The 23,966-nt window shown below is 59.5% G+C and carries 17 protein-coding genes and 1 pseudogene; 11 read left to right on the top strand and 7 right to left on the bottom strand.

Annotated elements, in window-relative coordinates:
* Nucleotides 1-302: 302 nt before the first annotated feature.
* Together ABIB95_RS44550 and ABIB95_RS44545 are read right to left on the bottom strand one after the other, a co-directional pair.
* The gene (locus tag ABIB95_RS44550; RefSeq protein WP_354248851.1) at nt 303-1,451 is read right to left on the bottom strand and encodes an ImmA/IrrE family metallo-endopeptidase; all 1,149 of its coding nucleotides are present in this window, start codon (nt 1,449-1,451) and stop codon (nt 303-305) included.
* Nucleotides 1,448-1,744 carry a hypothetical protein gene (locus tag ABIB95_RS44545; RefSeq protein WP_354248850.1) on the bottom strand — a complete coding sequence of 99 codons (297 nt, stop codon included), beginning with the start codon at nt 1,742-1,744 and terminating at the stop codon, nt 1,448-1,450. Before ABIB95_RS44545 ends, ABIB95_RS44550 begins: the two co-directional genes overlap by 4 nt.
* Nucleotides 1,745-1,951: 207 nt before the next feature.
* Here ABIB95_RS44545 and ABIB95_RS44540 point away from each other — a divergent pair, with 207 nt between their 5' ends.
* The 4 genes from ABIB95_RS44540 to ABIB95_RS44525 are packed head-to-tail and all read left to right on the top strand — an operon-like array spanning nt 1,952 to nt 4,582.
* Nucleotides 1,952-2,248 carry a hypothetical protein gene (locus tag ABIB95_RS44540; protein ID WP_354248849.1) on the top strand — a complete coding sequence of 99 codons (297 nt, stop codon included), beginning with the start codon at nt 1,952-1,954 and terminating at the stop codon, nt 2,246-2,248.
* Between the two features lie 5 nt (nt 2,249-2,253).
* On the top strand, nt 2,254-2,709 hold the full coding sequence (locus ABIB95_RS44535; protein ID WP_354248848.1) for a hypothetical protein: 456 nt from the start codon (nt 2,254-2,256) through the stop codon (nt 2,707-2,709).
* On the top strand, nt 2,706-3,257 hold the full coding sequence (locus tag ABIB95_RS44530) for a hypothetical protein (RefSeq protein ID WP_354248847.1): 552 nt from the start codon (nt 2,706-2,708) through the stop codon (nt 3,255-3,257). Before ABIB95_RS44535 ends, ABIB95_RS44530 begins: the two co-directional genes overlap by 4 nt.
* Nucleotides 3,227-4,582, top strand: a complete 1,356-nt coding sequence (locus tag ABIB95_RS44525; protein WP_354248846.1) for a ThiF family adenylyltransferase — start codon at nt 3,227-3,229, stop codon at nt 4,580-4,582. Before ABIB95_RS44530 ends, ABIB95_RS44525 begins: the two co-directional genes overlap by 31 nt.
* Before the next feature lie 380 nt (nt 4,583-4,962).
* Here the strand turns inward: ABIB95_RS44525 and ABIB95_RS44520 are convergent, their stop codons facing one another.
* On the bottom strand, nt 4,963-5,421 hold the full coding sequence (locus tag ABIB95_RS44520; RefSeq protein WP_354248845.1) for a hypothetical protein: 459 nt from the start codon (nt 5,419-5,421) through the stop codon (nt 4,963-4,965).
* 142 nt (nt 5,422-5,563) lie between these two features.
* Here ABIB95_RS44520 and proA point away from each other — a divergent pair, with 142 nt between their 5' ends.
* Entirely contained in the window at nt 5,564-10,330 is a 4,767-nt protein-coding gene (proA, locus tag ABIB95_RS44515; protein WP_502917943.1) for an anti-phage protein ProA, read from the top strand.
* Nucleotides 10,331-10,422: 92 nt separating this feature from the next.
* Here the strand turns inward: proA and ABIB95_RS44510 are convergent, their stop codons facing one another.
* The 3 genes from ABIB95_RS44510 to ABIB95_RS44495 form a co-directional block, all read right to left on the bottom strand.
* Nucleotides 10,423-11,469: a hypothetical protein gene (locus tag ABIB95_RS44510; RefSeq protein ID WP_354248843.1), complete on the bottom strand. Its 1,047-nt coding sequence runs from the start codon at nt 11,467-11,469 to the stop codon at nt 10,423-10,425.
* Nucleotides 11,470-12,731: 1,262 nt separating this feature from the next.
* Nucleotides 12,732-15,446 (bottom strand): hypothetical protein, encoded by a 2,715-nt coding sequence (locus ABIB95_RS44500; RefSeq protein WP_354248841.1) that lies wholly within the window; start codon nt 15,444-15,446, stop codon nt 12,732-12,734.
* A 307-nt stretch (nt 15,447-15,753) separates the two neighbouring features.
* Nucleotides 15,754-17,580 (bottom strand): hypothetical protein, encoded by a 1,827-nt coding sequence (locus ABIB95_RS44495; protein ID WP_354248840.1) that lies wholly within the window; start codon nt 17,578-17,580, stop codon nt 15,754-15,756.
* A 72-nt stretch (nt 17,581-17,652) separates the two neighbouring features.
* Between ABIB95_RS44495 and ABIB95_RS44490 the strand changes: the two genes are divergently transcribed.
* The 3 genes from ABIB95_RS44490 (at nt 17,653) to ABIB95_RS44480 (ending at nt 20,279) form a co-directional block, all read left to right on the top strand.
* On the top strand, nt 17,653-18,996 hold the full coding sequence (locus tag ABIB95_RS44490; RefSeq protein ID WP_354248839.1) for a hypothetical protein: 1,344 nt from the start codon (nt 17,653-17,655) through the stop codon (nt 18,994-18,996).
* Nucleotides 18,997-19,076: 80 nt separating this feature from the next.
* Nucleotides 19,077-19,787, top strand: coding sequence for a hypothetical protein (locus ABIB95_RS44485; protein WP_354248838.1), 711 nt, complete (start codon nt 19,077-19,079; stop codon nt 19,785-19,787).
* A gap of 30 nt (nt 19,788-19,817) precedes the next feature.
* Nucleotides 19,818-20,279, top strand: a complete 462-nt coding sequence (locus ABIB95_RS44480; protein WP_354248837.1) for a hypothetical protein — start codon at nt 19,818-19,820, stop codon at nt 20,277-20,279.
* 227 nt (nt 20,280-20,506) lie between these two features.
* Here the strand turns inward: ABIB95_RS44480 and ABIB95_RS44475 are convergent, their stop codons facing one another.
* The gene (locus ABIB95_RS44475) at nt 20,507-20,941 is read right to left on the bottom strand and encodes a hypothetical protein (RefSeq protein WP_354248836.1); all 435 of its coding nucleotides are present in this window, start codon (nt 20,939-20,941) and stop codon (nt 20,507-20,509) included.
* A gap of 108 nt (nt 20,942-21,049) precedes the next feature.
* Here ABIB95_RS44475 and istA point away from each other — a divergent pair.
* The 3 genes and pseudogenes from istA to ABIB95_RS44460 form a co-directional block, all read left to right on the top strand.
* Nucleotides 21,050-22,540, top strand: a pseudogene (gene istA, locus ABIB95_RS44470) (IS21 family transposase); the annotation flags it as partial.
* Nucleotides 22,541-22,548: 8 nt separating this feature from the next.
* Nucleotides 22,549-23,415 (top strand): IS21-like element helper ATPase IstB, encoded by an 867-nt coding sequence (gene istB / locus ABIB95_RS44465; protein WP_354248835.1) that lies wholly within the window; start codon nt 22,549-22,551, stop codon nt 23,413-23,415.
* 75 nt (nt 23,416-23,490) lie between these two features.
* Nucleotides 23,491-23,966: IS110 family transposase (locus ABIB95_RS44460; protein WP_354248834.1), on the top strand; the 476-nt coding region annotated here is incomplete at its 3' end.

The raw sequence follows: 23,966 nt of genomic DNA, 5'->3' as shown, positions 1-23,966 counted from the left end.
CGGTAAAATGCTCAGAATGGAGCATGAGCCGCTGGTGCAGGGCAGTTGCAACGTGAACCTCTAGTCGACCATGGATATCGAGGCGCGGCCGGCGCGTTGCTCCACACTGCGACAAGCCTGGTCGAAGGGTTGACGAAATCTGCAGCGCTCGAAGGAGCACCACCAAGCATTCGCGTCTTTGCGATCCAGCTGGGCCTGCGGATTCGCTTATTCGCTTTTTGACGCCGAGCCGCCATCGACGCGTCGTCGTGCGGCACATTCGACAAACCGACCATGTCCGCTAAGTTGCCACAGCGTTAGGTCTACGCCGGCATGAGAGCGGTCTTCACCTCGCCCCGACCGATTAGCTTGGAGAAACGACGATAGTCAGAGTGCTCGAACCGCCAGCGGCCGGCAGCTATCGAAGGATGTACGCCGGCTTTCTCCGCCGCCTCCAAAACCTCTTCCGTACTACTTTCTTCGTTAATCTGCTTCCAAATAGCAGGGGGGATAAGAGCGTTACGCGCAAAAGAATCCGCTTCGGCCTCTATGGCTTCTGAACTCACCACATCGAGATCATCCAGAATTATTTGTCGATCAGGACTCAAGTGGCAAATCACATGGGCAAATTCATGCAATAGCGTAAACCAGAAATTGTCTAATCGATCGTGGCGCAGAGTTAGTGCAATCACCGGAACACCATCGCCACGGCACATCGCGGCTCCATCAAGAAACGTTCCCGGGAGGTGTTCCAATATGACTAACACTATTCCCATACGATGTAGCGCAGCCACAATCTGATCTTGCCAGTCCGGCAATATGCTCAGCTGTGCCAGTTGTCGCGCTGCCTTCTTCGGATCGCTGATCCTAACCTTCTTAATGGTGATCCTTTCTGCACGCACCAATGCAGCCCCACACCATGCTTCGAGTGCCGCCATGTCCGTCTTCGCGTTAGTGCGCTCAGTCCTGGTCTTGCGCAACATAGCGACCGCAGGAGCAGAAGCCTTCGAACGCGACAAAAAACCGGCGAGGTTCTCCTTCACCTTCATCACGCCTAGCTTACGAAGCGCCCCCTCGGCCGCTATCGAGCTGCTTGAGGGACCAACCGCAGGCTCATGCTTGAATGAGCCGATCAGTGACGCGACTGGAATGCCGAGATGCTGGTGCAGAGCGCGGATCTGGTCGACCGTGGGCTGTCGCTGACCGTTGAGTATTTCTGACACTCGGGACTTGCTCCCAAGATATGGGATCAGATCGCGTTGCGACAAACCGGTTTGCTCCATGCGAAACTTAATCGCCTGCGCGGGCGTAGCCGCTTCGATAGAATGTTGGGATTTTTCCCATCTTTCGATGAGGGCTTGCAGCACCTCGCGCTCATCAAGGTCCTTCTGGCTGCTTTGACCGAACAGCGCCTTGGCGCGCCTGAGTGCCAATTGATAATCCTCGTTCGTGCGTATTGGTCGAATTGTCATGCCACTTTGCTCCCTGTCTTGCCGGCGCGTGCCCCGCTTCCCGCACCCGCGTATTCGATGAGAATCATCTGTGCCTGGCAGTCGGCGAGAAGATCGACCCGATAGCCGCCGGTGAGCGGAATTCGGACTTTGATGCCGTCGATCGTCGCCGTGGGAAAGTAATCAGCAATTTCAGTCATCGATCGCCATGCACCCGCCTCCAGCTCGGCGACGAGAGCCGGTACCGCCCCGTCCAGCGCGTCTCCGGCTCGATGCGCAAGTCCGGCCAACTTCGATATTCCCATCAGCTTCATGGCAACCACGGCCCGCCAAAACTAGTTCCCAAATGTGGGACGACCTCTTGCGCTCGACCCCGCTCCGTGCCATATCAGAATCAGCGTTCCCAGAAGTGGGACTAACACGCAGAATCGCTCGGGCCAAGGGGTTTGCTCCGCCCTCCCGTGCGCAGATTCCGGGGCATCAGCAACGGGCGAGAAGCCCGGCAGCATCGGAGTCGGCAAATGTCCCAAGAAAGCAAGGGCCCCAGCGATAATTCGGGGAAAGGTCACGACGACGACGCGGTAGTGCTCGAGATCGCGACGCCGAACGGCGTCTTCCGCGGCTCATTCGACAAGAACGACAAAGTCGAGAAGGTGATCGCGGCAGTAGTCAAGGACCGCGATCTCGCCGAGGAGGACGCATTCGAGCTCTACTTCGGCGACGTCCATCTCGAACCCGTCAACCGCCCCCTGGTGAGCTTCGGCATCAAGAAAGGCAAGTACAAGCTGACGCTGGTCGCCACCGGTTCCGGGGTCTGATCATCTTGACCAGCCCCGCTGCCCTGCTGGTGAAGGTCGAACTCGACGCGCTCAAGGAGAATGCCGGCCTCATGGGCTGGACCTTTGAGGAGATCGATGACCTGACTTTCGTCCTGGGGCTCCCGGCCAAGGACGGAGTCACCTACCACCTCCGCGTGAGGTGTGACGGATATTCCGCCACACCTCCTGCCTGGCACTGGTGCAACCCGGCGACCGGCAAGATCGACGATCCGCGGGACACACCCCGCGGCGGCAATTTCTTTCACCCTAGTGGCGTAATCTGCGCGCCGTGGAATCGCCTCGCCTATACCATGGTCGATTCCCGTGGGCCGCACTCGGACTGGGAGATCGGCGTCTGGCAGAACAATCCACACACTAAGGCGTGCCACTCCTTGAGTGCCATGGCTCTGCGCATCGCGCACGAACTGACGAAGAAATACGAAGGGAGGCTGGCAGCATGATCCTCGACTGGCTCAAGCGTGTTCTTGGTCACAAGCCGAAGGGCACTCCGACGAGGCCGAGGCTGGCCAAGTTGCTGGCCACCGCCGACGTGCTCGACGACTTGATGGCCGCCCTGATCCGGTCTCAGCGGCAGCGACATGAAGGGATCGTCTATCTGCTTGGTCGGACCGACGGCGACGTCACTCTTGCCGTCGCGGTCTTCGCGCCCGAAGCGCTGACTACGTCAGGTAGCTTCCACGTGCCGACGCGGTCGATGGTATCCTGCATGCAGACTGCGGCACGTTTCGAGCTGCAGGTGGTCGCCCAGGTCCACACCCATCCCGGCCAAGCGTACCATAGCGATGGCGACGTCGAAGGCGCCAAGATTCGGTACCCGGGATATGTCTCGCTCGTGCTGCCTGAATACGGACAACATCTGCCGTCGCTGGCTGGCGCGGCCGCCTATTTGTGGCAGAAGCCGTACGGCTGGATCGAGCTTTCGGACGACGACATCATCATCATTCCGGGAAGCGGACCATGGACCAGCAACAGTTTTACGGCCGACTGAACGATCGCATGCGTCTCTACCGCGCCTCGCCGCTCGATCCAGCGCGGGTCATCACGATCACCGCGTCACCCGATTACCTTGCAAGTTATGATGGGCAAGTGGCAGCGCTCGTTGCCTGTAATCTCTTGGGACGGTTGTCGCCCTCGGTGCAGATCGGCTTTCCCGACGTCGCCATCCACCCGCGCCTTCCTTGGGCCGGCCGTTCGCTTGTCCGGCACACCCTCGACGGCATGCGGGATGCCGATCCGTTCGGCAGCTACGGTACACGTCCACCGGCCGCCGGCGACTTCCGCTTCCATCTCGGGCCCGATGGCCACGATACTGTCGTCCACGGGTCCGGGTGGAGCGCCTACATCGGAAAGGGGCGGTCGCCTCTGTCTTTGGTCACGTCGGACATCGGAGTCGGTGCGGCGCTGGCGGTGGTTTTGGGTGCTGCGCATCTGTTCCGTACGCGCTTCGGCGCCATGACCGCTCCATTCACCTGTAACGCTTGGGACTGGACCGACGCCCCCAGCCCGGTTGAATTTTCCCCGGTGGGTTCCTCGCTCGGGCACATAATGACGGCAGGGCTCGGCTCGGTGGGTTCAGCTGCTAATTATTTCCTGGCTCTCGCTACCCGCAACTTCCGTGCCAGCCTGATCGACCACGATCATGTCGGGATCCATAACATCACCCGCTCTCCCATATTCACAGAGGCACATGCCAACATCGATCTGGCCAAGGTCGATGCAGTCGCCGCCTTTCTGCGCGAAGCCGGTGTCGAGGATGTGGTGGTTGATCCGGTCGCCTTGCACAAATCGGCGCTATGGAATCACCGGGAGGCTGGTTCTACCGACGTTCTGATCTCGGCGGCCAACGAGTTCAACGTGCGCTACCACATCGAGATGGGATTTCCGCCGATCCAGCTTTATGCCACCACGGGTCGGAACTGGCAGGCGACTTTGATTCAGCACATGCCTGGGGCGAAAGCGTGCTCGCTCTGTGTGTTTCCGCCCGACGAGAGGTTCGCTCCCACTACTTGCGCCACAGATAGATCCATAACGCCCCAGACGACGGTCGGGGAAAGGCGCACCGATGCGGCGCTGCCCTTCCTCTCATTTGCCGCGGGACTGATGACCGCAGCAGAGGTTCTGAAGCTCACCGCTCCTGGCTACCCGTTCTCGGCCGAACGGGTGATGCTCAGCCTTAGGGAAGAGCCGCTGTTGGTCGGCACGCCGATTCCGCACCGCACCGGCTGCCTGTGCGAGGGTCGTCACATGGGCGTGCACGAACTCGCAATCGCTGGCTCGCGCTACGCTGAGTTCGCAACTAAGCCCAGTCGGTAGGCCGCCACGTGGTTCGCTAATTCCCAGAGTGCCATCGGCGATGCCATTGTCCGCTATGTCCAGTCTTGGCGCGTTGTGTCGAAGAGGTCCTTTTTGCGATGCTTGAAAACTCTGAGGACCTCCGATGCCTCTCCTTCGCTGCGAGGCGAGAGACCACAAATTACCGTAAAAACGGTCGCCGTGAAGAGGAGTCTGGCTCGATGCGCCAGCGCTCTTCTCCGTTAAGATGGAGCAGGTCGAAGCTGATGGGATGCTTCGGGTTTTCGAAGTAACGCTGCGCAAGGCGTCAGCCCAGTCCGTCCGGCTTCGCGAAGTACTCATCATTTCCTCGACCGTAACGTGGGCGGCTTTCGTCAAGATGGCGCGGCGCCACGTGGAGTTTAGCGCGGCACTTGCTCCACGTAGGCGTTTGCGAGCGTCACAACAGTGGCCTCGTCGTATTCCTCGAAATTTGTCGGGTGTTGCTGATCGTCCGGATCGAGGTCGAACGTGGCATGCCAGTTCGATGTTGTATCGACGACGACTGGTTGGAAATGATCTTCGAATTGATCGGCCGTGATATCGACGATCAAGGCGCCACGTCTCAACCATGCGTGAGACCCCCCGTTCCGCATGCCAAGAACGTAGACGAATCCGGTGTGACCGTTTCTTTCGAGGTGCTTTGCTAACAGCAGCGTTGCGTCGCCACAGGCACCACGCGGGCAATCGGCAAAGGTGATGGGCAAGCGTTCGCGTGGACAGCGCTCGATCGCCTCTCGAAACTCTGCCGCCAACTCTCGAATTTCGCAAAGATCACTGCCATCTGCGTCCACCTGACTAGCCTTTCCGCGGAACGTCAAGATCGTGCTCGTCCTGACCAAGCAACAATTTCAACGCGCTATTCGTTCTACATCGGTGGGTGCCGATGGCCTATCCTGAGAGCATAACTAGGCCAGCTTGACCAAATGGCTTTCAACCCTGCAATCTTTGGTTTAAGGGTGCATGGGGGTCATTTTGGCGGGCATATCAATCCGGGACAGGCTTTTGGCGGACAGGCGTGCGCTCCTCGACTTGGGCACGCGAAATAGGCTCGTCCACATTCCGCTGCGGACCAAAAACATCCGCGCCATCGAGATTGTCGACGAGAAATCCGCTGAAGTCTTCCGGATCCTGGGCGAGGGAAAGCGTTTTACGTTCCTGCCGGCAGCGATCGAGGAGACCGATTCCCAATCGACGGTCAACGGCGAGAACTCCCCCGGCAAGGCCGCGCAGCTGGCGCTCAAGGACGAGAGTACCGACGGCAGCCTGCAGTCGCGTCATTCCGACAGGCGGCTGCAGACCAAGCTGTCTTCGGAGGGGCTTCAAAGGCGCCTTCTTGACATCTGGTATGACGCGCGCACTCTGGAAGAAGAGCAGGGCGTCAACATTCTCTACCTGGCGTTCGGACTATTGAAATGGTTCGAAGACGACAAGTCGGAGATCGTGCGGTTTGCACCGTTGGTGCTCCTCCCAGTGCGTCTCGAGCGCAGCAGTGCTGCCGACCGGTTCCACCTCGTTTGGCGCTCCGAGCCTCCCTCTCCGAATCTGTCGCTTCAAGCGAAGATGGAGGGCGAGTTTGGGTTGAAGATCGAAGATTTCGGCGACGAGGACGATGTAGATATCGTCGCTTATATGAATGGAGTCGCCGCGACAGTTTCGCGCAAGTCGCGATGGCAGGTCAATCCGGACGCCATGGTGCTCGGGTTCTTCTCCTTTTCGAAGTTCCTCATGTACCGAGATCTCGACCCCGAGAATTGGCCAGCGGACAGCGGGCTGGATCTCAACCCTCTGATCCGGGGTCTCTTGCAGGACGGTTTCGAGTCGCCTGATCCGATCGTCGCGGACGACGGCAAGATCGACCCGGTGATCCAACCGATTGCGATGAACCATGTCATCGACGCCGATTCGTCCCAGACCGTCGCTATCGAGGAAGTGGCGCGCGGGCGCCATCTCGTCATCAAAGGACCCCCGGGGACGGGAAAGTCGCAAACCATTACGAACATCATCGCGGCGGCGGCAGCCCAGGGACGAACTGTACTCTTCGTCGCGGAGAAAATGGCCGCGTTGGACGTCGTGCATCGGCGTCTGAGGGACGCCGGATTGTCATCCCTTGCGTTGGAGCTTCACTCAAGCAAAGCCAACAAGCGGGTACTTCTGGAAGAGCTGAAGCGAGCGCGGGGCGCGGCAGCACCGACGCCGCGCGGAGAGGCGACCCTGGTGCAGCGGTTGACGGACAGCCGCGACGAGCTCAATCGCCACGCCGAGATGATGCATGCGCTGCACGAGCCGAGCGGTCTGACGCCATTCCAGATGCTGGGCAACCTTATTCGGACGAGGGGATCGTCCGGAGAACCCGATCGGCCGTTGAAAGATCCCGAGACTTGGTCTCCGCTTGACCGCGAAAAGCGGCGTGAGCTGGTTGAAGAGATAACGGAAAGGATCGCTGCGGACGGTCCGCCGCACCTGCATCCGTGGCGCGGAGTCGGCAGGGAGGCCCTCGACCCCTCGGAAATGGATGCCCTACGGCGGTTGTTAGAGACGGTCGCCGGCGACCTGACTAGACTGAACACCGGCGTCGATGGCGCGTGCAGGTTGTTCGATCTTCCGCGACCGCAGACTTTCGGCGAAGTGGAGCGACTGCTGGCGTTCGTGGAAGCGGCCGCCGCAATGCCGGAATGCGATCGTGAGGCCTTCTGTGATCCCATATGGGATCGCGCCGACGACGTCACGGAGATAGTCGAAAAGGGCGAACGCTTCGCGAGGCTAAAAACGGCATTCGACTCTGCGTTCGTCGAGTCGGCTTGGAACGCGTCGATCGGCGAGTGCCGGAGTGTCATCGCCGAAAAAGGGCGGTCGCTGTTCCGCTTCTTCAGTTCGCGCTACCGGGCGCAGGTCGCGCTTCTGAGCTCTTACCTGAATGTTGAGATGCCGACGGCGGTCGAACAGCGTCTGCTGCTGATAGACGGATTGATTGCCGCTCAAACCGCGCGCCGCTTGTTCGAGGAACTTCAAGCTTCGGGACGCGCAGCCTTCGGCGGCGCATGGCGTAAGGAACGATCCGATTGGACAAAGTTGGGAAACCTCAGCGTCTGGTGGGCGACGTTTCCGCAAGACGGGGTTCAGGGCGTACGCGAACGTCTGGCACGCGTGACTTTGTCGGCGAATGACAGAAGTTCACTAGAGGCCTTCAAGGACGATTTTCGGTCGGCGAGGTCCGGTGTCGACCGCCTGCTTGATTTCCTACAACTCGATGCGTCCCGTATTCCTATGAGGACCGGCAACGACCTGCCCGTGGCCAGTCTTGTCGAACTTGTGTCCGATTGGCGGAAATCGCCCGAACGCGTGACCCGCTGGATCGCATTCATGGATCGCCTCCGCCTTGCGGAGGAAAAAGGCCTCGGCGCCTTTGGTGAAGGTCTGCTCAACGGCTCGCTCGCGGGATCTTCGCTAGTAGCGACGTTCGACCGTTCTTATTTCGAAGCGATGCGCACTGTAATCTTCGCAGCCCATCCCGAACTCAGGAAATTCGACGGCGAAGTGCATAGCCGGCTGGTCGAGAGTTTCCGAAAGCTCGATCTCCAGCGGATGAAGCTCGCGCGGAACCAGATCGCCTACGAGCACGCGTCGCGGTTGCCGCGAAACGCCGGGGGCATCGGTCCGTTGGGGGTCCTCAACGGAGAGATAGCCAAGAAGCGCAATCATCTGCCGATCCGCCAGCTCCTGGAGCGCGCCGGTCCCGTCATCCAGCAGATCAAACCCATCATCCTGATGAGCCCGCTATCCGTGGCGCAGTTCCTTAAGCCAGGTTCGATCTCATTCGACCTGTTGGTCGTTGACGAAGCGTCGCAAATCGAGCCGGTCGACGCCCTCGGCGCCGTAGCGCGATGCCGTCAAATGGTGGTCGTCGGTGACGAGCGCCAATTGCCGCCGACCCGCTTCTTCGCCAAGTTGACCGGAAACGACGACGACCGCGATGAGGATGACGAACTCACCTTCCAGGCCAAGGATGCAGAAAGCATTTTGGACCTTTGTCTGGCAAAGGGCCTACCGCACCGGATGTTGAATTGGCACTACCGCAGTAAGCATCAATCGCTGATAGCGGTGTCGAACAAGCAATTCTACGACAACAAACTTTTCATAGTGCCGAGCCCTTATGATGCCGTTGCCGGCATGGGCCTCAAGTTCAACTATCTTCCGGATGCGCATTATGATCGAGGAAACACGCGCACGAATCCAAAGGAAGCGCGGATCGTCGCTGAAGCCGTGATTCGTCACGCCCGGGAGACGCCGGATAGAACGCTTGGCGTTGCCACGTTCTCGGTCGCGCAGCGCCAGGCCGTACAGGACGAACTGGAACTGCTGCGTAAGGAAAATCCGGACACGGAGGAGTTCTTCAGTCGCGGCACCAGCGAGCCGTTCTTCGTGAAGAACCTCGAGAACATCCAGGGCGACGAGCGGGACGTCATATTCATTTCCTTGGGCTACGGCCGGACGAAAGAGGGCTTCCTCTCGATGAGCTTCGGGCCGCTCAACTCCGAGGGCGGCGAGCGTCGTCTCAACGTGTTGATCTCCAGGGCGAAGCTACGTTGCGAGGTCTTTGCATCGATCACGGGCGACGATGTGGACCTGTCGCGATCCAAGGGAAGGGGCGTTGCGGCACTCAAGATGTTCCTATCATTCGCCCAGACCGGGAAGCTCGGCATTGCGGAAGAAACCGGACGCGGCGCCGATTCGATTTTCGAGGAACAGGTTGCCGCTCGCCTGACTGCCCAGGGCTACGATGTGAAGACGCAGATCGGCACCGCTGGATTTTTCATTGACCTGGCGGTGGCTGATACCGAGAAGCCGGGTCGTTTCGTCTTGGGTATCGAATGCGACGGTGCTCAATACCACTCGTCACGCTCGGCGAGAGATAGGGATCGACTGAGGCAGTACGTTCTCGAAGCACACGGTTGGGTGCTGCATCGTATTTGGTCGACGGATTGGTTCCTGCGCCCGGATGAAGAGACGGCTAAGGTCATTCAGGCGATTGAAGCGGTGAAGGCCCGTTGGCGGGAAACCGACGAACGGGCGGCGGACTCGGCATCCGCCGTCCCCATCCGGTTTACGTCGCACGAGGAGGCGGAGGTCGAGGTCGTCACCGCGGTCGTCGGGACGACCGAGAAGGCCGAAACACCGCCTTACGAAGAAGCGAAGCTCTCCGTGCGAAGGCAGGTAGATCCGCACGAGACGCCCGTTTCTGAGATGATGAAGCACGTCGTCGGGGTCGTCACCGTCGAAGGGCCCATCCACGAGTCGGAAATCGTCGTGAGGATCAGATCTGCCTGGGGTTTGGCCCGTGCCGGCAACCGCATCCGCGATGCTGTAAAGGCGGCAATCAAGGCCGCGAAGCGCAAGGGCGACATCGCGGGCGGCCCTTTCTACATCATTCCGGGTAAAGCGGTCGTCGTTCGTAGTCGCGGAGAGGTCGAGTCGCAGACGCTGCGCAGGCCGGAAATCCTGCCGTCCGAGGAGGTGATGGCCGCTATCGCCCAGGTGGTCGAAGAAAATTACGGCGCTGAACGTGATCAGCTCGTACAGGCAGTGGCGCGACTGTTCGGCTTCGGCTCCACCAGTTCGCAACTGCGCGAGGTGGTGGAGGATGCATTGGCCGAGCTTTTGGAATCGGGAACTCTTCGATTGGACGGCGCGCTCGTGACGCGGGCGCAGCCGGAGCCGTCAACGGCCTGAGCGTGGCATGCCTGAACCCGTTAAGATATGGCCCTTGTTGAATGTCTTCGGCGCGTTTTCTGGTTCGAGGAAACCGCCGGGTCACACCAAGTCTAGGGGTTTTCGGCAGTTCCGAACGCCGGAGGCCTTGCCTCGAACGGCGCGAGTGGGGCGGCAAAATCCGCAAGACGGCATAGTCTGCCATATAGGTCGACGAACCGCGTCAAGGCATCGCACCTGGACTCGGATCCGGGTCGCGTGTTGATGGCCATGGCGATCGTTCTAACGGGACCTATCGGGCTGTCGCGCTCTTCCACCACCAGCCAACGCGCCATTGCCCCGATGTGCTCGCGGTGAAGAAATAGATTTCGATACTCGCCGATGTCGTGGAGCCATGGATCAGGTGTTGCGACATCCGAAGCTTCAAAAAGCGCCTTTACCAAAGCGTCGCTCAGAACTGGTGAATTGGTGGGTCGCCCCGTCCAGTCGCGGAACCGGGCAAGCGCGTCGATACGATCCGGTGCACCGACGCGGCGGGCTGCGACTTGCGCCAAATAGTCCCTCGCGCTGGCCATTTCAGACAGCACCGAGTGAAAGGCGAGATGCAGCTCGACCATTAGAAGATTGGAAAATCGATCGCCTACTCGCCAGCCGCTGGCCAGGGCGGCTTCGAGTTGTCTGCCGTATTCGTCCGAAGCGTTCCGCAATTGCAGGCCTGCGGCACGCAAGCTGACGGACAGGTTTCGGGCAAGCTTCGCATACCCTTCGTCGCCAGCGTCTCCGGCAGTCGATGAAATCATGGACCACGTATCGTTGGCGGCGTGCTGCAACCGCGGTGGTCCCAGAAGCGGAGTCCAAATGCGCGCAGGCAAATGCGGATCAACCGGAACTATCTCGTCTGCCCCGAACAACACGAGCCCCATGGTCTGCGCCAGACCGCGAATTTGTTCCTCGGGGATTCCTCGTTCGGCGCTGATCGTGCCGTCTCGAAGAAGCGGTCCCAGCTGCCAGCCGCCATCGCCTCTCACCGCACGGAGACCGCCCGTGAAGTGCAGAATGTCGGTGACCGAGACCTGACTACGGGTCAGTCCGGTTATCGGAGTTGGAGCTGTTGCCATCAGATCGCTTCCTGTTTTCAATTTTCGGGTCGGACCGACCAAACAGTCGATCTATCCATGCCCTGCTCGAGCAGCTTGAAGCCGCGCAGGAAGCTTCTGCCCATCGCCAGGCGTTGCGTCCGCGTGGAAGTCTCGTACTCTGCGACGGCGCTCTTGAGCTACCGTAGTCCGCGTGCCCGGGTTCCGGGTGAGAATCCCATATGTCCGGCAGGGCAAGCGTCATGATTGTTTCCCACGCTTTCATCTCTGGGGAGTAAGCGCAGTCGGTCGCTCGACCATACAGAATGATGCTCAATCCGATGCCTGTTCTGACATTGGTCTCATCCGGCTCCATTTGGGCCACGGGATCCCGGTCAGTATGCTTCAGAAAGTTAGAGATCGCGTTGAATTTGGACCATCCTAGGGGTTCGATGATTTTGGAGAGGGGCTTCTCAAATCCATCGCTTATGCCGATGATGGTGAAAGACACAAGCACTTCGCGCGCCACCCGCGAAATCGCGGAGTTGGCGAAGATTGCGTCGCTGACGCAGGCCGAGCTTGCGGCCCGACTGGGAATAACCCAGTCCTACCTTTGCAAGCTTCTGAAAGGCTCACATATAGCCAGCGCGAGGGTCCAAGAGCGGGTTCAGGAAATGCTCAGAATGCGAGGCGATACGATTACTGATCCCTGGATAGAAAGGGTCGGAAGGGCGGCAAAATCGTCCCGGGACTTCAGGGCAGCGATTGATGTCTTGTTGAGAATTATTCACAAAAATTCATAAGATCGACATCGGTGAACCCTCGCACAACTGCGCGGCGGGGATGGCACGAATTGACGCTGAGCCAGAGGGAAAATCTGAGATTCCCGTGATCTGACTTGAGGAAGCGTATCCCGCATCGTGTGAAGGATGCTTGCGTCTATGTATCGTCGGTGGAGCAATGTCTCCGTTCCGTGCGAAGTGCTGGAGCGGGATGCGATCCGGCTCGACGCCCCCTTTCGCCACGCGTGGGAATTTTTATGGAGCGCTTCTTGGGGATGAACGTTCGGTGATTTCTTCTTGTTATCTTGGTACCAGCATGCATGTTCGGCGGATATGGTGCACGGCGGAACTAGGCCCTTTAAGTCTCTGATGCGCTACCGCGGCCTGGCTTCAAATGATATGAAGGTTGGTTCGGCGCGCCTCTCATTTTTGGCTGAGCAACCTCCGTCTCGATACTCACTTTTCTCGGCCGGCGATCCATCTCGCCTGGAGGCCGATCCAGGGAAGTTCTGGCGCCGGCATTCCGGTCGTTGAATTTCAGGCCGGTATGCTGGTTCGAAGAATTCATGCTTTCCGTACGATAGCCAGTTGGAGGAGCCGAGCGTCAAGGCGAGCCGCCTCCACCTCCTTCAGGCTCGCGGCACGAGCCTTCACGAGATCTTCGACCGCGTCGCGGTCCCCAAGCGCATCACGAATATCGAACCTGAGTTCGAGGAACTCACTGCGAAAATGTTCGTTCTCGAGCCGCGCGAGCGCTTTGTCGATCCAGACGAGCGCTTCATCAGAAGCGCCCCGGGCAAGACAGGCGCGGGCCATCAGTCGCTGGATCCATTCGCTGATATCGAGATCATTTCTTTCCTTCAGCAGGGCCACGGCTGCGTCCGGATTGCCGATATCGATCAAGAGTTCGGCGCGCCTTTGCAGGTGGAACAGCTGCGGTCTGACCTCTGCTTCGTACAGCCGAAGCGCTTGGGCGCGTAACCGATTCGCGTCGGCATCAGGGAGTCGCGAGGCCTCGCAGAAGATTTCTGCCCACGCGAACCGTTCCCCGTCGGTCTGTAACGATTCGAAGGTAGGCTCCGGAAGTTGGCGGAATATGCGCTCGAAAAGCTTGGGCTGCTCCTTGGAGAGATGTCGCCCGACTGCGGAGAAGGCCACGAATGCTTGTTGCACGCCCGCATTGGCGGCCTCTACGATCGTTTCTTCGATAGCGACAGCATGACGATCGATCAGCGTGTCGCGCCACTTTCCGGGCCCTCGTGGCAACCGTTCGACGACACCGAGGAACACCGAATAGGCGACGTCCTGCCCTGCGGCGGCGCGCCCGAGTATCTCGTCTACGAGTTCAACCGAGCGGCTCTCCTTGGACCGATCACCCCGATAGATATCGATTAGCTGCAAACGTGCTTCGTCCATCGGTACGGGACCATCGAGCACTGCCTCAAACAGCGTGGCCGCTTCGGACGTTTCCCCAAGTCGCTTGAGCGCCTTGGCCTTGTGGTGCTTTATCTGAGATGCCTCGAGATCGCTTAGTGCCGGTAGCGCTGCGAGACGGTCGAAGATATCGAGGCGCGCCTTAAGCTTGCTCGTCGCGATCTCCTGGCTATCCAGCTTATCATGAAGGAATAATTGCTCGATCGCCTCTATCACCGCCATCACGGCCAAGGGAGCCGGCGGTGTACCGATCGATCTCGCATCGACCGAAGGGTCGCCGATGAGATCCGGGCGCAGTTCGGTGGGATCCCATACCGTGAGCAGGGCATAACGAAACGCCGGGTTGCGGGCTCCCGAACCCACCAGGTCCTCGAGTTTCCGCAGCAGGATTCGCGCGCCGGTCCATAGTCGCAAACCCGGCTCCGCCGCGACCGATATCAGGTAGGATTCCAGCGATGCATCGAGTTCTGCGCTGCGATCCGCACCACACCAGCCGTGGGTCAGGGCGGCAAAGACAACGTCGTGCAGTCTGATGACGTCGCTACGATCTGCGGAGGTGAGGGCGTTACCCCTCAGCTTTCGTACCCCTTGCGGCTGGATGACTTCTTCGAGGAAATCTTTGGCACACACGGGTTGACCGGCCCATGCAAACACCGAGAGTTCACGCTCCAACAAGGGACGCACCCGACCCAACAAGCGGTCAGCAAGGCGCTGCCCGTGATCATCCAGGTCTCCCACGGCACGGCAGTCCAGCGCGACGTCGGCCCAAGATACGCCTTGCCGTACCATAGCGCTCATGAGACCCAATGTGAGCGGATGGCCGCGAACGGTCGACCAAATGGTCTCGACAATCTCCGGAGGGCACCTGACCCCCGCCCGGTTCAAGATGGATTCGGCGTCCGGACGCGAAAGAAACGGAAGTTCGTAGGAATCGGCCGAAACGGTGCGTCGAGTCAGGAGTATTCGCGACCTCGATCCGCAGAGCTCTGCCATTGCGTCGGCCGGAAGGTCTGGGTCGGCATCGTCGATCACCAGCAAACAGGCTCTCGACCGCAGAAGCGAAGCCACGTTCCGAAGCTCGCCGCCGCGCACCAACGGGAGCCCCTGTAGATCCTCCGGTCTCCGCACCTCGCCACGGTCCAGCCAAATCGCTAAATCGTAGTCATCTTCATGCTGGGTCGCGAAGGCGGAAGCCGCGGATGACTTACCCAGACCGGCAATTCCGCTAATGGTGACGCAAGCCTGGTGCTTGAGACGGCGTGCGATCTCGGTGTCGACGTCCGCGCGGATCAATCTTTGGCGGTCGGGCGCGGGTACTCGGCGGCTTGCGGCTTCTTCCTCGTGAATTCTCTTGAATTCGGGCAAGTAGGTTGCGAGCCGCTGAACCGCCCTGTCATTGAATATTAACTCTTCCGCCAAGTAGGCGGCGATTTCTCCGGCGCCCCAGAGCCACAACGTCTTCCCCGCCATGGATTGCCAGCCATGTACACGCGACTCGAAGGCCTGGGCAATTTGAGGCCGCTTGCGCTCGCCGGACAGAAGAAAGATGTCGTTTGCGCGAGGCTTTCGATCAAGCGCCTTTACCAGGTCGGACTCCGCCTTGTGCATGGCGCCTGTGAAGTAGGCCTCGGCGTCGGAGTATTCCGCAACGATCCGGTCGTTCTTGCTTACGCTGTCCACGACGCCCGAGACCGGATAACCGACCAAATTCGTCCCTTGGTGGTTCATTTGGATCTCGAGCAAGTAGTCGAGAAACAGCCCTCCGAACTTCTCAAAATCGGGGCCGATGTATTCGATCGCCCTGGTCAGACGGTCAATCTGAGCTATTCTGCGTTTCGGATTCATGTCGTGCCCCGAGTCCTACTTCAACCATCATCCCTCTCGAGACTCAGCGCCGAACGGGACAATAAGCGACCCCTACCAACGTCTCTTGAGGATACCTTTTTCGGAACAGGAGACTCACCGGCTGCCTAGTTATTGCCGGGTCCAAGAAAGAAGCGCCCCCGGACTCCGATAGTCCGCAACGTCAACGAGCGCGGACTGGCAGCCAAAAAGAGGCGGGGCCGCCAAGCCTCGCGGCCGACGACCCCTTGTGTGACGGAATAAGACTCCATCATGTCTACCCTCCATATTGAAGGAGCCGCCACCGATGTCAAGCATCGCGAGGCGTTCGCGAAAAGAGAAGCGGGCGACGTCTGTCGGCGAGCGCACCGGCCGCCTCTAGCGCGAACAGCGCGAGGACCTGAGCGAACGCGATATAGGCGAGAGTGGTCCCTGCATCGAAGAATATTGCGCTGACGAGAAGTGCCAACACCGTCCAAGTCAATGTGATTCCAAGCCATTTTGTCCACGGCCGTACAAAACGGAAGAATGGACCGCGCCGGGACGGTTCCTGTTCGGTTGCCGGCGGCATCCGCCCTATCACCGCAAGCCAGAAAATGACACGCATTCCAGGTACGGAGTTGAAGTATGCCGAATGAGCCTGGAGCGGGTTCAGTCTGTGGCTACCGGGCGCCCATACTTCAGTGATGGCGCTGGCATTCCGGCCTGAAGCTCTCGGAGAAAATAGTCCGGAGCTGATGCCGTCGGCGTCGTCCCAGAGATTGACCCACGCCGCGGAAGGCTTTCCGTCGATAGTAAACGGTGCATCGTCGGTCGAACCCTTCAGTTTTTCCCGGATACGATTGTAGCGGTGCGACCGGCTATCGTGCAGTTCGAAGAAATAATGGATCCTATCGATCGGAGATCCGGCCGTGATTAGATGAGAAACGATGCTGAGTCTGGCAAGTTCGGTTGGCAGCGTCTTGCCGAGTCTCTTGCGCGCCATGGCCCTCCGTCCGAGCCTCAGTAGCGATTCGTGCGCGATAGCTGATCCAAGGCTGTAACCTACCACGACCACCCTCGTGCAATCCTCATCTCGAAGCACGTGGCTCAATATGCTGACGGCCGCGGCGAGAATTTCCTTCCTCTTGATGAACCGCGCAGTCTTCTCCTCTTGGGTGGTCCAGAACATTACGTCCGCCCAGAACGTCTCCAGGTAACGCTTAGTCTTGAGGAACATCGCCAACAAAACGACCGCCACGCCACCCATAAATATGCCACTGAGAAGCGAATGTGTTTCGAAGGGAAGCAAAACGCCGCGAAACACTTCCGGTGCGAAGAACCGGGTGCAGGCTACGGCGTATAGCGCGAGCAACAGGATTCCTGAAGCTGCAGCGGCGCCTGCGGTCAAAATCAAGAACAGGAGGGTGAGCTGCTCCCTGAGGAAACGGCGGCGCCAGGCCTTCGCCAGCCTTAGTGCTTCGTGTCGCTGGCTGGCCGTCGCAAGGTTCGCGGAAACGTGTGCAAGAAATCCGGAAAATCCGCCGGATGGCGCCTCTCTTCTCGCCGCCCAGTTTTCGAAAGTGAGGTAAAAGTCTTCCAATCGGCCAAAAAGCCGAACCATTGCTGGATGCTCGGCCTGCATTCGATAGAGCGTGGCCAGTTTCAGGCGTTGGTGCGCCCTCCACGGATGGCTCAGCACGCGAACCGGTGCCACGAAACGCGAAAGCAACCAAAGAAGGACCCGCCACCACGGAAGGTCGCTCGCAGCGTGCGGCGACCAAAATCCCTCATAGATACGTATGCTTCCTTCCTTGCGGAGGCGACCTTTGCCATCCGCACGGGTAAAGCGCCGAACCAAGCGCGAGATTTCGACGAACGCGACGTCTTCGTCTTCCTCGGTGCGGGAAGGCTCCAAGAGCACCTTCTGATCGCGAAGGTGCCCGACACTTGCGGCGTCCTGACCGCCGGCGAACAGGTCAAGCTCGTCCGTCAGCCTGCTGATCTGCTCATGCCTTCGCGGGGATCCCATCCCGTGGAAGTATACGATGGCCGTATATGGCCGCCGGGTCGTCTTAGGGGCCTCGGATCCGGTATCGGGTCCGGCCGGTATTTCCGTGGCTGCTGCTGAGTCGTCCGTTCTCGCTTCCTCAGTCATAGGCACCCTTTAAACCCCGGCGCCCCAGGGGCATCCTAGGGACGTCACTAGGGGGCCGGAACAGAAAACGCCTTGCACGGGAATCCGGCGACGATCATTGTCGACAAAGGGGCATCCTATGTCGAACCTGAAATGAATTTTAGCGATTGGATTGCGGCAGCGAAAGCCGTCGAGGCGGACATCGCCAAAGATTTCGTATTGCAGCGAGGTCCGATGATGACCGCGCTTGTGCGGCTTCATCTGCTGGCGTGCGAGGCGCCGCTCGTCATTCTCGACGCTTACCGGCGTTTGGTCGAGAGGACGCTTCGCATTGCGACTTCCCGACGGATCGACCGGCTATTCGCCGGTCACCTCCGGTGGACGCCCACCACTCAGAATCCAGATGACTGGATCCTGGCGCTCGCCGTTCAGATCCGGGCTATCGACGAATTGCTCTACAATTCCGTCCAGACCGATTTCGGCGATCCTGCCGAGGATCTCTCGGACTGGCGTTGTCCTGAAACCGGCATGTTCGTGGTGCCGCGGGAGAGGCGGCTGGAGGATGCGCAGCTTGAGGGGCGGCGCTATCTCAAACGGGGGATGCTGAGGCATCGCATCATCCCGCCGGAAGTCGGCGGATTCGAAGTCCGCCTCTTGCGAATTGACCTGCGCGAGCGGGGAGAAAAGTCAGGCGCCGCGGCGTCTTTGTTCGCGAACCTACGTCTATCAACGCGCGAGACGCGGGCCAATAATTTCATCGCGCATGCAGTTTCCTTCGACGATGCCGAGAACACTCTTGTCGAGCAGATCACCCAGTCCGTAGATTCGGGGTGCGCGGGCGTCGTCTGGCCCGAACTGACCGTGGACGAATCCACCAGAAGGCAAATCGCAGACCTGTTAAGGGAGCGGACCGTCCTGGGCGAAGACGAGTTTCCATTGCACTGGTTGGTCGCCGGGAGCTGGCATGAGCCCGAAGATGCCATCTTCCGCAACCGCGCAACCGTTCTCGACGGGTATGGCCGCACGTTGCACCGCTACGACAAGATAATTCCGGCTCAGGACCGATCGGGTCGGTTCGAGGATATCCGGCCTGGGGACCATATTCCTATCCTTGTAACCGACACAACGCTCGTTGCGCTCGCGGTCTGCCGGGACTTCTGTGACCGGGCTACTATTCAATCTCCATATTTGGGCCTGCCCGTCGATCTGTTCGTGGTGCCATCCATAGGAGGTGCGAGCACAATGGCTGCTCATTTGAACGTAGCTGCGGAGGTGAAGGCCAAGACGGGCGCCTTGACTTTCGTGGTGCAGCAAACAGATTTCCGAGAAGCGGCCAATTCCGAGTTTGGTTTTGTCCTGCCGATGCCGGAAGCGCCAGCAGAAATGTCACTTAAGTCATTAGAATCTAAGGAAATTTGGAGCCTTCATCAAGACTGAATCTTTCGGTTCCGCTGGGACCAAATCAGGTGTAAAACGTTGTAAAATGACTTATTAACCGGAGAATGGGATAAGTGTCCATGACAGTAGGATTTGATGAGATTGCACTCGGCGAGGCTTCGCCTTCAGAGGCCCGGCAGGTCATCCGCGCCGCCCTCAAGGAAGGGGGCGGAAGAACTGCTGAAAGCATCTATCGCGCGATGCGAGCATGGACATGGAAGTGCCTTTCCGACGGCCGACGCGACGACGAATTGCGTTCATGGCACGAACTAATTGCGCGCACTAGCGCCTACCTGGAGCCCGACCATCGGACTTTCGCCGACAAGCTCACTACCCTGAAAGAGCTTGTTTCAGAATCGATCACGGCCGGGGAAAGATTGCCGGTATCGGAAGTGCTGCAGCGGGGCCACGTCAGGGAAATCCTTATGGAGATCCATGGAGCGCCGCTCAGACGCGTCTACAGGATCGCACTTCTGCGCCAGTTCGGGCTTGGTCAGGCGAACATGTCCCGGGTCCTCAACATGATGTCGACCGCTGGGCTGATCCGCCGGACCAGCTATGGAAAACATGCGGCATTCACCCTGACCCCCACGGGCGCACGAGCGGCGAAGATGATTTCGGATCAAAGGCTTACCGTCCCAGTCGTTAAGAGCGCGATGGTCGCGACAAATGTTGCCCCGGATCCAGTCAAATCCGAAGGCGCAAAACAAGTACGTCACTCAAAGGAGCTTTTGCATCCAACCCGGAGCGTAAGCGGCTACGAGGCACCTGTTTATAGCAAGGCCGTATAGATCAGAGTTTGTCAGGGATCGGAGAGCAAGATGGTGGATCGTTCCCGTCCGGAAATCGTTCCGGCACAGACTGAGGAGCGCGGGCCTGAAGCGGTTAGGATGTACGGCGACTTCCTCGACAATGTCACCGTCGTCAAAAATTCGATGATGTCGCTGCTCCTGGCAGTCGGAAGCATCGAACAGGCATCCGGAAAGGCCGATGACGCACCTGGGAAACCGGTGCTTGTGCCCTTCGTCGAAATGAAGCTCGAAGGCGAGCAGGATCCGTACTTCGCCCAGGTAATGACTTTGGATAATGTAGCCTACCTGATTTGCGATCTAACTTCCGATTTCGAAGTTGTTTCCAAGCAGCTCCTCACGGTTGCTTCTGGAGGTATGGCTCCGGAAATCGGCCGCATCGAGCAGGCCAGGGAATACATAAAGGCTGCAAGGGATCTGACGGAACAGTCGTTGAAGCACCTCGAGGCCATCTCATCGCTGCATCCGCAGTAGGTTAGATCGTTTGCGAGCATCGGAAGCTTGGGGCGGTATTCTCGTCGTTTCAAGAAGTGACGCGAGAGTTTAGTCGAGATCCAAAGCTATCTCGGAAAAACAATTGACGAGCCAACGACTTGCAGTCTCAGTCGCTTTCGACATTGTCGCAAATCCTCCTTGACCGCCGCGGCGGAGCCGCCAAACTCGGATCTAGAAGGATGCCGGAATAACCTCCAGCGCTCCTTTTAAGGCTTCTCGGCGACATCGTGACGCACGCCGAGAACCAGCACGTTGCGGCCCGAGCAGTCCGGGCAAGTCCAGCACCTGCCGATTTCCAGTTCGTGCTGCCAAACGACGATCTCCTTCTTGCACGATGCGTTGGCACAAGCGATTTGATGCTGGTGTGGCACCCATTTGACGTTCCCGCCGCCATCATCGGTTATCGTGTACGAAGCGTGGCAGCCGAAGCATTCGGCCTGGACCGCGCCTTGTTGCCGCGGGATGCGCTTTCGCACGGGCTTGCCACATTCCATGCAGGCCATTGTCGCGAATTCGCCAAGGGTGATGTTGTGTACCGGTGAAACCAGAACCCGCTCCAGGAAGAGGCCGATTTCGGTGCAGCGTTTACGGAGCCGATCCGGGTCAGGTACTTTCCCCTCCATTGCTTGTTTGAGTGTCATTCGGCTTGCAATATTGACCCCCTAAGCCGGGGGATCGGCGTCCAAAATTGACCCCCTATAGGTTGGTCTGTTGCGCTGCCTGCTTCGTAACAAAGCAGGTGGTGGAGGATGCTGATCGTGGAGACGGTTGCGCGGATACGGCGCGAGCACTTCATCAAGGGCAAGACCATCAAGGAGATCGCCCGCGACCTGAAGGTGTCGCGGAACACGGTCCGGAAGGTGCTGAGGTCGGGAGAGACCTCCTTCGAGTACGAGCGGCAGGTGCAGCCACGGCCAAAGCTGGGGCGCTGGGCGTCAGAGCTTGAGGGGCTGCTGGCGGCGAACGCGGCTAAATCGGCTCGTGAACAGCTGACGTTGATCCGGATCTACGAGGAGCTGCGCGGCCGCGGGTACGACGGCGGTTACGATGCGGTGCGGCGTTACGCCAGGCGCTGGAGCAAGGAACGCGGGCAATCGACCGCAGCCGCTTATGTCCCGCTGAGTTTTGCCCCAGGCGAAGCCTACCAGTTCGACTGGAGCCACGAGGTCGTCCTGCTGAGCGGCACCACGGTGATGGTGAAGGCTGCCCATGTCCGGCTCTGTCACAGCCGTATGCTGTTCGTGCGGGCCTATCCGCGGGAGACGCAGGAGATGGTGTTCGACGCCCACGACCGGGCGTTCGCCCTGTTCAAAGGCACCTGCACCCGCGGCATCTACGACAACATGAAGACCGCGGTAGAGACGATCTTCGTCGGTAAAGGCCGTCTCTACAATCGCCGCTTCCTGCAGATGTGCAGCCACTATCTGGTCGATCCGGTCGCCTGTACGCCAGCGTCGGGTTGGGAGAAGGGGCAGGTCGAGAACCAGGTCGGGCTGGTCCGGGAACGCTTCTTCACGCCGCGGCTGCGGTTCAAAAACCTCGACGAGTTAAACGCCTGGTTGCTCGACAGATGCATCGCCTACGCCAAGGTTCATCGCCATCCGGAGCTGGCCGATCAGACGATCTGGGAAGTGTTCGAAGCCGAACGCCCCAAACTCGTTCCCTATGCCGGCCGCTTCGACGGCTTCCATGCGGTGACGGCATCGGTCTCGAAGACCTGCCTGGTGCGCTTCGACAACAACAAGTACTCGGTCGCAGCCAGCGCAGTCGGACGACCCGTCGAGGTTCAAGCCTATGCCGATCGCATCGTAATCCGTCAGGATGGACGCATCGTTGCCGAGCACCCGCGATCCTTTGGCCGCGGCGATACCGTCTACGACCCCTGGCATTATGTGCCGGTGCTCGCCCGCAAACCCGGCGCCTTGCGCAACGGTGCTCCCTTCAAGGATTGGGTGCTGCCGGCCGCGATCGAGCGGATCCGGCGCAAGCTCGCCAGCACCGATGACGGCAACCGGCAGATGGTCGATATCCTCAATGCGGTGCTGACCGACGGCCTTCCCGCGGTGGAAGCCGCCTGCGCCGAAGCGCTCGGTCACGGCGTTCATTCCGCCGATGTGGTGCTCAACATCCTGGCCCGGCAACGCGATCCCGCTCCACCGGCCAACATCATGACGCCGGCCGCACTGACGCTCCGTCATGCACCGATCGCCGATTGTGCCCGCTACGACAACCTCCGGAGGACCATCTGATGGAACGAACTCAAATCTTCGACCTCATGGGCGAACTCAAGCTCTACGGCATGAAGGCTGCCTTCGACGAGATCATGGCAACTGCCGTCAAGCGCCAGCACGAACCTCAACGCATTGTCGGCGACCTGCTCAACGCCGAGATCAACGAGAAGCAAGCCAGGTCGATCAAATACCAGCTCACCATTGCCAAGCTGCCGCTTGCCAAGGACATCGCCGACTTCCAGTTCGACGGCACGCCGATCAATCAGACCCTCGTCAATGATCTCGCTGGCGGCGGCTTCATCGCCCAACAACGCAACGTCGTGCTGGTTGGCGGCACCGGCACAGGCAAAACCCACCTGGCCATTGCCATCGCCAGAAGCTGCATCCGATCCGGTGCCCGCGGCCGCTTCTTCAACGTCGTCGACCTCGTCAATCGGCTCGAGACCGAGACCCGCAATGGACGGCAAGGTCGGCTCGCCGAGCATCTGACCCGGATGGACTTCATCGTGCTGGATGAACTCGGCTATTTGCCCTTCGCCCAGTCCGGTGGCCAGCTTCTCTTCCACCTCGTCAGCCGGCTCTATGAGCGCGCCTCCGTCATCGTGACCACCAATCTCGCCTTCGGCGAATGGCCGAGCGTGTTCGGCGACGCCAAGATGACCACCGCGCTGCTCGACCGGTTGACCCATCACTGCGACATCGTCGAGACCGGCAACGATAGCTGGCGGTTCAAAAGCAGAGACGACGATCACGCCACCCGCGCTCGTCTCGCCTCCGCTATCCCGGCCAGCTCCGACGAGACGAGCGCTACCAGCAAACCCCGCCGCGCAAAGGGGGCAAAATTGGACGCCGATGAGGGGTCAAATTTGCAAACGATGACGTAATTGCGGTCAGCGCTCGGGGCACGAAAGCTCCGTTATCGTCGAGCTCTCGCAATCAAGCGATTCGGAGGAGCTGTCATGAGGCAATACGTCGGCCTGGATGTCTCGCAAAGAGAGACTTCGGTTTGCGTGGTCAACGAGACTGGTCAGGCGATTTTTGAAGGAAAGGCCAAGTCTGATCCCGGCGATCTGTCCAAGCTGCTTCGTAGACATGCGCCACTGGCGGAGCGGATCGGCTTTGAGACGGGCGCGATGGCAAGCTGGCTTTGGCACGAGCTTCGTAGGGTTGAACTTCCCGTCGTTTGCATCGATGCAAGGCATGCACACGCAGCACTGTCGGTCCGCATGAACAAGAGCGATCGGAATGATGCTCGGGGCCTTGCCGAACTGGTGCGGGTCGGGTGGTATCGTGAAGTCAAAATCAAGAGCGAGGAGAGCCAGAAGGTTCGAGCGATCCTTGTCGCGCGATTCCGCCTTGTGTCCATGCGCCGGGATATCGAGAACCAGGTCCGCAGTCTGATCAAGGAATGTGGGTTGCTATTCCCTCGCGCCAT

Source organism: Bradyrhizobium sp. LA2.1 (assembly GCF_040547725.1).
Lineage (GTDB): Bacteria > Pseudomonadota > Alphaproteobacteria > Rhizobiales > Xanthobacteraceae > Bradyrhizobium > Bradyrhizobium barranii.
This window is presented reverse-complemented; position numbering and strand designations above follow the sequence as displayed.